Source organism: Dehalococcoidia bacterium, from assembly GCA_035310145.1.
Taxonomy (GTDB): Bacteria; Chloroflexota; Dehalococcoidia; order CAUJGQ01; family CAUJGQ01; genus CALFMN01.
Genome location: DATGEL010000106.1, coordinates 1 through 9,208 on the forward strand (window position 1 = coordinate 1; position 9,208 = coordinate 9,208).

Annotated in this window: 6 protein-coding genes; 3 read left to right on the top strand and 3 right to left on the bottom strand. The window is 70.8% G+C overall.

All coding sequences use genetic code 11. From position 1 onward, the window contains the following. From VKV26_20050 to VKV26_20060, 3 genes are all read left to right on the top strand, one after another. Window positions 1-2,456: hypothetical protein (locus VKV26_20050; protein HLZ72204.1), on the top strand; the 2,456-nt coding region annotated here is incomplete at its 5' end. Window positions 2,457-2,646: 190 nt separating this feature from the next. Next, entirely contained in the window at window positions 2,647-4,251 is a 1,605-nt protein-coding gene (locus VKV26_20055) for a TlpA family protein disulfide reductase (GenBank protein ID HLZ72205.1), read from the top strand. A 52-nt stretch (window positions 4,252-4,303) separates the two neighbouring features. Then, a complete protein-coding gene (locus tag VKV26_20060; protein HLZ72206.1) occupies window positions 4,304-4,822 on the top strand; it encodes a UGSC family (seleno)protein in 519 nt (172 codons plus the stop codon). A 281-nt stretch (window positions 4,823-5,103) separates the two neighbouring features. On the opposite strand, the gene VKV26_20065 is transcribed toward VKV26_20060, so the two are convergent. From VKV26_20065 to VKV26_20075, 3 genes are all read right to left on the bottom strand, one after another. After that, a complete protein-coding gene (locus VKV26_20065; protein HLZ72207.1) occupies window positions 5,104-5,946 on the bottom strand; it encodes an enoyl-CoA hydratase-related protein in 843 nt (280 codons plus the stop codon). Between the two features lie 61 nt (window positions 5,947-6,007). Further along, entirely contained in the window at window positions 6,008-6,661 is a 654-nt protein-coding gene (locus VKV26_20070; GenBank protein HLZ72208.1) for a CehA/McbA family metallohydrolase, read from the bottom strand. Window positions 6,662-6,696: 35 nt separating this feature from the next. Beyond that, window positions 6,697-9,208, bottom strand: a 2,512-nt coding sequence (locus VKV26_20075; GenBank protein ID HLZ72209.1) for an AAA family ATPase, incomplete at its 5' end; no start/stop codon positions are given.

Here is a 9,208-nt window from a genome sequence, read left to right on the forward strand (position 1 = left end):
CGACGGTCGAACTGGTGCGCAGCAGCCTGCCGCCGGGCGCCAGCCTGCGATCGCTGGGTGTGCACCGCCTGCGCGGCGCGGGCCAGCCCGAGACCATCTTCCAGCTCGAAGCGCCCGACTTAGCGGCCACCTTCCCGCCGCTGAAGACGCTGGATGCGCGGCCGAACAACCTGCCGCTGCAGCTCACCAGCTTCGTCGGCCGGGAGCCGGAACTGGCTGCCCTCACCGCGCTGCTCGGCCAGCACCGCCTGGTGACGCTCACCGGTCCGGGTGGCACGGGCAAGACGCGGCTGGCGCTGGCCGCCGCAGCTGAGGCGCTCGTTACGTTCCCGGATGGCGTCTGCTTCGTGGATCTCGCCCCGCTCGGCGATCCGGCGAGCGTACCGTCCGCGGTCGCGCAGGCGCTCGGCGTGCAGGAGCAACCCGGCGTGCCGCCGCGCGCGAGTGTGCGCTTCGTGCTGCGCGACAAGCACCTGCTGCTGGTGCCGGACAACTTCGAGCACCTGCTCGCGGCCGCGGAGTTCGTGGCCTTCCTGCTGCAAGCCGCGCCCGCGCTGCATGTGCTCGTCACCAGCCGGGCGCCGCTGCGCGTGCCGGGCGAGCGCGAGTACGCGGTGCCGCCGCTGCCGTTGCCGGCGCCCGACGCCGCGGGCAGCATCGCCGGCAGTGCCGCCGTGGCGCTGTTCGTGGCGCGGGCACAGGACGTGCGCGCGGACTTCGCGCTAACCACCGAGAACGCGGCGGCCGTGGCCGCGATCTGCGCGAAGCTGGACGGGCTGCCGCTGGCGATCGAGTTGGCCGCGGCACGGGCGCGCGCGCTGCCGCCCGCGGCGTTGCTGGCGCGCCTGGAGCACAGCCTGCCGCTGCTCACCGGCGGCGCCCGCACCGTGCCGGCCCGCCAGCAGACGCTGCGCGACGCGATCGACTGGAGCCATGCGCTGCTCGCACCCGCCGAACAGACACTGTTCCGCCGCCTCGCCGTCTTCGCCGGCGGCTGCACGCTGGAAGTGGCCGAGGCCGTGTGCAACGCGGACGGCGACCTCGGCCCGGACGTACTCGACGGCGTCGACTCGCTGGTCGAGAAGAGCCTGCTGCGTCAACCCGACGGGCCGGAGCGTGAGCCGCGCTACCGCATGTTGGAGACGATCCGCGAGTTCGCTCTGGAACAACTTGAGGTGAGCGGGGACGCCGAGGCCGTCCGGCGTGAGCTTGCCGTGCAGATGCAGCAGATCGCGCGTGGTGCAGCGGCAGCCAGCAACTGGAGACAGCTCGACGCCGAGCTGGACAACGTGCGCGCCGTGCTCGGCTGGTGCATCGCGCGCGCAGACCTGGACGTTGGCGTGCGCGTCTTCTGGGCCGTGCGCTGGTACCTGGAAATCCGCAACCTGTTCAGCGAGCGGGAGGGGTGGCGACGCGCCTTGCTGGCGCTGCCGGCGGCGACCGCGCCGAGCATCTCGCGGGCGCGGCTGTTGTCGTCCGCAATGACAACCAGCGTGCCCGTCTCGGAGTTGGACCGCGTCGAGCGGGAGGTGATCGAGGGAGTGGCGCTGAGCCGCGAGCTGAGCGACACCCTTGGCCTGGCTTCGGCAGTGTACGCGCTCTCCATGCGGTACTTCCGTGAGCGACGCTGGGAGGAGTGCGAACCGCTTGCCGAGGAAGCGGCGGCGCTGTTCCAGCGCAGCGGCGCGCCGGACCTGGCGATCGAGGCGCTGGGGTACCAGTTCACGGGCGCGCTGATGCGCGGCGATGAAGCGCTCGCCGAAGCGCTGCTGGGTGAGATGCAGAGATTGGCGCCCACGGCCAGACGACGGACCACCGCGGCGGCGGTGCACGTCAGGGAGGGCCAGTTCGCTACTGCACGAGGCGAGTACGGCCGCGCTCGCGCGCTGTTCGCGGAGGTCGTGCATGGTCTGCGGGTGTCCGATGGCGCGACAAGCACTGGCCACATGGTCTTTCTAATCTTCCTCGCCTGGGCGGCATTGCTGGATGGCGACGTTGCCGCGGCGGCGGCAACGGGCGAGGAAGCGATCCGGCTGCAACGTGGGCGCCTACGGCCGCACGGCATCGGCGTCGGTGACGGCTCCAGCATGGCGATCGAGTTTGTCGGCGCGATCGCCGGCCGGTGCGGTATGTTCCAGGAGGCAGCCCTTCTGCTTTCAGCAGGCACGAACTGGCAAGGCGGTGACAGCGGTATGCCCGTGCCGGTCGTCGTAGAGACGCGCGCGGCGATCGTGGCGCGGGTGCGGGCCGAGCTTGGCGAGGCGGCGTTCGCGGAGCAGTGGGCGGCCGGCGCGGCGCTCTCGCCGGAGGAGGCGATCGAGCTTGGCGCCGCGGTGGCGGCGGAGATAGCGCGGCCTCAATCCTCTCCTGAATCCTTCTCCCATTCGTCCCTCATGGGCGAAGGAGACGATCTTGCGCAGGGCGTTCCCGATCGCGCCAGGTTAGGGGAACTATGAGATATATGGCGCACGGCCGAGCAATGCGGTGCTCGCCGCGGCCGCGCTAACTCGGCCAAGCCGTGCGCCACCGCCGCCCGATCGCCCCTTCTCTCCCATACAGCTCTCCGCCTCTGGCGGATCTCGAAGCCATGGTGTATGGGAGAGAAGGGGATGGGGTATGTGAGGGCCAGCCCGCAGGAGGAGCACCATGGCGATCGAAGCCACCAGCCGCACGCTGCCCCGCTTCACGCTGACCGATGGCGAGGGCAATGAGCGCACGTTTCCTACGGGCCGGCACGCGCTGCTCTGCTTCGTCAAGGAGGATTGCCCCACCTGCCGCCTCTCCATGCCGCTGATCGAGGCGGCGAGCCGGGCCTTCGGCGAGGCGCTCGACGTCTGGGCGATCGGGCAGGACGCGCCGGGCAACGCGAGGCTGGTGGAGGGGTTCAACCTGAGTGTGCCGATGCTCGACGACTCGGCGCTGAAGGTTTCGTACGTCTACGATCTCGACACCGTGCCGACGATCATCCTGGCGGACGGCAGCGGCGCCCCGCTGCGGCAGTTCGTCGGCTTCGACAAGGCCGAGTGGCTGGAGCTGGTGCGCGAGCTGGCGCGGCTCTCCGGCGGCGCGGCGCCGGCGATCGACTGGGCGAGCTACCCGGCGTCGCGGCCGGGCTGCGGCTCGAAGTCGGTCGAGCCGGGCATCGCGGAGCGGCTGGCGGCCGAGGCCGCGGGCAGCCCGCTGCGGGCGCGGCGTATCGAGGTCGGCGAGGGCGACGACGTCTTCGAGTTCATGTTCGACCAGGGGCTGACCGACGGCCTGCCCGTAATACCGCCCACGCCGGAGCGCGTGCTGCGCATGCTGCAGGGCACGCGGCGCGACCCGCAGGAGGTCGTGGCCGTGGTGCCGCCGAACCTGGCGCCGGCGACGGTCGAGAAGGTCGCGGCCAACACGGTGATGGCCGGCTGCAAGCCGGAGTACCTGCCGGTCGTGATCGCCGCGCTCGAAGCGGTCTGCACCGATACGTTCAACATCCACGGCATCAACGCCACCACCTGGGCGGCCAGCCCGGTGATCGTGGTCAACGGCCCGATCCGCGAGCGCATCGGCATGAACTACGGCCTGATGGCGCTGGGCTACGGCAACCGCGCCAACGCCACGATCGGCCGCGCGCTGAAGCTCTGCATCCGCAACCTGGGCGGCGCCAGGCCCGGCGGCACCGAGCGTTCGGTGCTCGGCTCGCCGGGCAAGTACACGATGTGCTTCGCCGAGCACGAGGCGCGCAGCCCCTGGGAGCCGCTGCACGTGGAGCGCGGCTTCCGTCCGGAGCAGAGCGTGGTGACGGTCTTCGGCCTCGAAGCCTCGCCGCGCCACATCGCCGACCAGCTCTCGCGCACCGCGCGGCAGCTCGGCGGCAGCCTGGGCCTGGGGCTGGAGGCGTGCTGGCTGCCGAAGGCGCACGGCCAAGGCGACGTGCTGCTCGTCGTCTGCCCGGAGCACGTCGATACACTCTGGCGCGACCGCTGGACGAAGAACCAGCTGCGCGAGCGGATCCAGGAGATCACGGCGCGGCCCGTGCGCGAGCTGCTGGGGGACGAGCAGAGCGGCGAGGGGATTCCGAGCTCGCGCTTCGGTCCCGGCGGCCCGAGCGAGGAGGAGCTGAACCGGCGCGTGCCCAAGTTCCGCTCGCCGGAGAACATTCACATCGTGGTGGCCGGCGGCGAGGGCGGCAAGTTCTCCTCGGTCTTCGCCGGCTGGGTGAGCGGGCCGACGGGCTCGTCCTCCGTCAGCCGCGTGATCGAAGATGTATAGTCCTAAGCAGGTTGGCCGCACACGCCGCGAGCAAGTGAACGGGGAGGAACGGATGACCACCCTCATCGATCCCACGGACGAACGGGTGCCGATTCGGCGTGAGCTGACGCGCCGGCCGGAGTCGATCAGCGGCACGGTGGCGCTGCTGGACATCAGCAAGCCGCGCGGCGACGTGCTGATCGCGGAGCTGGAGGCGCGGCTGCACGAGCGGCTGCCCGAGGTCACGATCAAGCGCTACAAGAAGCCGACCTTCACCAAGCCGGCGCCGGACGCGCTGCGCCGCGAGATCGCGCAGGAGGCGGACTTCGTCATCGAAGCCCTTGCCGATTGAGGGTCCTGCACGACGTGCAGTGTGCACGACACGGTGTGGTTCGAGATCCAGGGCAAGCCCAGCGTCTTCGTCGCCTCAAACGTTTTCGTCAGCGCCGCGGAGGCGCAGTCGGCGGCGCTGGGGCTGCCGCAGGTGCGGCGCGTCTTCGTGCCGCATCCGATCCAGGACGCGACCGACGAGGAGATGCGGGCGAAAGCCGACGCGATCGTGGACGAGGTGATCGCCGCGCTGGTGGACTGAGACGGCGGGGCGGGACGGCCCCTCATCCTCACCCCCTCCCCTCTCCTTCTCCCAATACTGGAGAGAAGGAGAGGGGCGATCCGGGGTGGAGCGTTCCGAAGGGCGTCGGGTTAGCGGGGCACCGCAGGTCGCGGCTTTCGCCGCGAAAGGCGCATGCTGTGCGCCCGTGCAGGTGCCCTTGCCGACCTGCCTTCAGCCCCACCCCTCCGCAACACGATCTCCCCTTCCCCTAGGATTGGGGGAAGGGGCCGGGGGATGGGGGCCAGCGGCGCGGCGCCGAATCAACTGAACTGCGGTTTGCGCTTCTCCACGAAGGCGCGGCCGGCCTCGCGCGCGTCCGGCGTGATGCCGGAGAGGGTCATGTTGAGCGCCTCGCTCTCCAGCACGGTGCGCAGGTCAGCATGCGCGGCGAGGTTCAAGTTGCGCTTCATGCGCGCGTAGACGCCCACGGGGCCGTCGGCGATCGTGCGGGCCAGCGCCATCGTCTCCGCTTCCAGGGCGTTGTGCTCCACCACGCGGTTGACGATACCGCTGCGCAGCGCCTCGTCCGCATCGATCGCGCGGCCGGTGAAGTACAGCTCGCGCGCCACGCCGTCGCCCGCGAGGCGGGTGAGGAAGTACGAGCCGCCGTAGTCGCCGGAGAGGCCGACGTTGCGGAAGGCGGTGGTGAAGCGCGCCCGGTCCGAGGCGATGCGGATGTCGCAGGCGAGGGCGATGCTCATGCCGGCGCCCGCGGCCGCGCCGTTGACGGCGGCGATCACCGGCTTCGGCAAGGTGTGCAGCGCCAGCGAGACGGCGACCTGGCGCGCCTGCAGGTCCAGCACGTTCGCTTCGAGGTTGGCCGGCAGCGGCGCCCCGGCCGCGGCGAACGCCGCGGCCCGTTCGGCGGCTTCGGGCGAGAGCTGCCGGCGCTGCACCTGGCTGCGCACATCGCCGCCGGAGCAGAAGCCGCGCCCCGCGCCGGTGAGCACGAGCACGCGTACCGCCGGGTCGCGCGCCGCGTCGGCGATCACCTGCGCCAGCTCTGCCTGCATCTCGGTGCTGAGCGCATTGAGCGCCTCCGGGCGATTGAGCGTGATCCAGCCGATGCCGCGTTCGCGGACCTCGTGCAGCACGTCGGGCATGGCGAGAACCTCCCGGAGGGTAATCGTGGTCGGCGCTACGCCGAACGTACCACAGCGGCGCTCAGGCAGACGGGCCGAACGCCTGGAAGCGGCCGGCGCGCAGCTCGCTGATCAGCGCGGCCTCACAGTCGATCTCGCGCTCGAAGACGGTGCGGCAGCGGCCCAGGTCTTCGCCGTAGTGGGCGTCGCTGCCGCCGGTGCCGCGCCTGCCCAGCAGCGCCGCGACCTCGGCGGCGAAGGCGTTCTCCCGCGCCGTGCAGTTGCCGTTCCAGACCTCGATCTCGTCCACTAGCGCGAAGACGGGCAGCCGGGCGCACTGCGCCGCGCTCATCGTCGCCGGGCCTTCGCCGGCCAGCCAGCGCCGCGCCGGCGGCGGGTCGAAGAAGTGGCGGAAGGGATGCGCGATGATCGTGAAGCCGCCGGCCGCGGTTACCAGCTTGCGTACGTCCTCCAGCCGGCGCACGCCGGTGTCGTAGCGGTCGAGGCCGAAGACGAGCACATGGCCGTGGTCCGTGTTCCATTCGACGCCGCGCAGGATGGGCAGGCCATCCTCGGCCCGCGCCTGCTGCGCCTCGAAGGCGTCCCACACACGGAAGTGCTCGGTGACGGCCACGGCGTCCAGCCCGGCCTCGCGAGCGTGTTCAGTGAGGCGGCTCGCCTTCAGCGCCGAGTCGGCCGAGCCGGCGGTGGTATGCACGTGCATGTCGATGCGCACCAAGCGCCTCCGAAAGTTTGGACGGTGATCAAGGCTCAAGCGCCGAGATCAGGTTCAGGGCGCCGGCTGCTTCCCATCAGGTCCATTCGGGTCGTAAGTAGCTCCTGCAACTGCGCCACGACCGCGAACCCGAGCTCGATGGCGGCATCGGCCGAAAGCGTCGCACCTGCCGCCCATGCCGCCGCAAACGCCGCCTCACCCAGTGCAGCGTGCACTCGTTCCACCGCGGCCTGGTGCACTTCGTGCAGGCCGAACACCTCCGCGGCGAACTCCCGTCTCTCGACGTCTGTGGCAGCCAGCAGCCGGGCGCTGGCGGCGAGCAGGCCACAACGCTCCGCTGCCTGAGCGAGCACACTGAGGACCGCCGGGAGAAAGCGCGACGGACCTAACTCGCGTTGGGCGGCGAGAATCTCGACGCAGGTGGCCACTGCCGCAGCGGTGTCTCCCTGCCGGAACGCGACCCATGCGAGATATGTAAGGCCCACGAGCCTGTCGGGGCCTTTCCCACCCTGTTCAACGCCTACTCTTTGGACGTAATCTTCCAGGAGCACGCGCACCTGAGCATCGTCGCCGCGTGCCACTGCCAACAAGGCCTCGCTAAACAGAGCCACTGCCGTGCCCGCGGTGCCCGCGAGCGCCCGGTCTGCAGCCACCAGGCGTTCAGCAGTGGCAATATCCCCGTGGGCGACGGCTACGGTGATGAGGTAGCTACGTGCGACAACGGCCGCTTCGACAGCGCCGGCCTGGAGCCGGAGGGCGACGGCTTCTTCGGCCAGTGGGACCACCGCGCCAGGGTTGTTCTGGTTCAAGCGAAGCAGGGCGAGGCGCTCCAGCGCTGCGGCAAGGCACTGGGTGTCGCCCAGCTGCCGGCTGAGGCCGATCGCTTCCTCGAGCGCGGCTACAGCGCGGTCCTGGTCCGTGATGGAGAACAGGTCTGCTGGCGAGAGTGCCAGCAGTCGTGCCCGCGAGACAGTTGGCTGCGTTGCCTCTGGCAGAGCCAGCAAGCGCCGGCGCCACACCTGCTGTTCGTTCCCGCGCCCGCGGATGTACAGGTACCAGCGCAGGGCCCAAAGCAGGCGTACGCCGACTACCACATCCGCGCGCTCGACGCACCAGCCCAGCACGGCGCGCGCGTTGCCCAGCTCGGCATCAAGCCGCAGCCAGTCGTTCGCCGCTGCAAACTGCCGGGCCAGTTGCAGCACCTGCATCGCCAGCTGACGGCGTACTGCTTCGCCCTCGCCGCTTGCCTCCAACTCCCCGAGGGCGAACTCGCGGATGGTTTCGAGCATCCGGTAGCGCGGCTCACCGCCGCGATCAGCCGCCCAATGCACCAGGCTCTTCTCGACGAGCGAGCCGATGCTGTCCAACACCTCGATATCCAGGTCGCCGTCGGCGTTGCACACCGCCTCGGCCAGCTCCAGCGTGCACCCGCCCGCAAACACGCCGAGCCGGCGGAACAACCGCTGCTCCGCCGGCTCCAAAACGTCGTAGCTCCAGGCGATGGCGGCGCGCAGCGTCTGCTGGCGCGCCGGCAGATCGCGCCGTCCGCCTGTCAACAACGGCAGCCGCTGCTCCAGCCGCGTCAGCAGCGCTGCTACGGGGAGCGCGCGCACCCGTGCCGCGGCCAGCTCCAGCGCCAGCGGCAAGCCGTCCAGTCGGGCGCAGATCGCCACAACATCAGCCGCGGTCTCCTCACTCAGCGCAAAGTCGCCTCGCACCGCCTGCGCCCGCTGCACGAAGAGCTGCACCGCCGGGTTTTGCCCCAGTTCCTCCAGCGAACGGCGGCACTCGTCGGGCAGCGGCAGGGGCGCGACCATGTATTCCTGCTCGCCCGTCACCCGCAGCGGCGCCCGGCTCGTCACGATCAGGCGCACTTGCGGCGCGGCTTGCAGCATGGCTCCCGCGAACTCCGCCGCCGCGAGCAGGTGCTCGTAGTTGTCCAGCACGAGCAGCACCTGCTTGTCGCGCAGGAAGCGCAGCACGATCACGCGCAGCACTGTGTCCGTTAACCCCTGCACGCCGAGGGCCTGCGCGACCGCAGAGGGTACGAGCGCCGGGTCGGCCAATGGCGCCAGATCGACGAAGAACACGCCGTCGGGGAAGGCGTCGATCGTGGCGGCTGCGGCCTGCAGCGCCAGCCGCGTCTTGCCGGTGCCGCCGGGGCCGGTGAGGGTCACCAGCCGTGCCCGGGGTAGCAGCGCCACGACCTCGCCCACCTCACGCTCGCGGCCGACGAAGCTTGTGAGTTGCACCGGCAGGTTGTTGGGCCGAGCGTCGAGGGTCTTGAGCGGCGGGAATGCGTCGGGCAGGCCGGGCGTATCAAGCTGGTAGACCGTCTCCGGCACGGCGAGGTCTTTCAGGCGGTGCGTGCCCAGATCCCGCAGGCTCGCAGCGGCTGGCAACGTGCCGCGCACGAGGTCGGCAGTCGTCTGCGAGAATAGGATCTGCCCGCCGTGCCCAGCGGAGCGGAGGCGGGCGCAGCGGTTGACGGCGCTGCCGTAGTAGTCGCCCTCGCGCAGGTCGGCTTCCCCCGTCAACAGCGCCATG